The sequence below is a fragment of the Natrarchaeobius versutus genome (assembly GCF_041205745.1).
Lineage (GTDB): Archaea > Halobacteriota > Halobacteria > Halobacteriales > Natrialbaceae > Natrarchaeobius > Natrarchaeobius versutus.
The window spans coordinates 1-604 of the sequence record NZ_JBGFCC010000027.1; the positions used below are offsets into that span (position 1 = coordinate 1).

Consider the following 604-nt stretch of genomic DNA (forward strand, 5'->3'; position numbering starts at 1 on the left):
CCGATCCCGACGACGAACAACAGTCCCATCGCGTCGACGACGAACTGGTAGGCCAGATAGAAGTCGCCCTCCCAGAACGAGAGGTTCAGGAGCATCTCGGTGGCGTACTGTTCGAAGCCGATGATGAGCGTCGCGATCAGGAGGGTGAGAAAGCCCCACAGAACAAACGCGTGCATCAGCCCGCCGTAGAGATCCCTGTCGAACTGTTTCTCGTTCGAGAGAACGATCTTCGATGCGGCGGCGATTCGACGCGGCAACTCGTCGACGCGGGCGAACGGATCGTCGTCACCGTCGGCGTACCGGGCGAACCGCCGATAGACGCCGTAAGCGAAGACGAGGAGCGTGATGGCGGTGAGGAGATAGAACACCGCGTACCCGGTAGAACTGATCCCCCAGTAGGTCTCTCTCGTCACCTCCGTCTGGGCAATGATACTCATACGCTACCTCGGGCAGGACGAGAACTTAATTCTTCTTGTGCACGTCAACTCAGATCCGCGTTCACGGCACCTCCCGTTCACTGGAACTGCTCGGTGAGCGCGGGAACGACGTCGAAGAGGTCGTCGTGGATGGCGTAGTCGGCGATGTCCATGATCGGCGCGTTCGG

The 604-nt window shown here is 59.9% G+C and carries 1 pseudogene; it reads right to left on the minus strand.

The annotated features are described in order from the left end of the window. Window positions 1–437 (minus strand): annotated as a pseudogene (locus AB7C87_RS24175) (Fe-S oxidoreductase); the annotation flags it as partial. Between the last annotated feature and the right edge of the window lie 167 nt (window positions 438–604).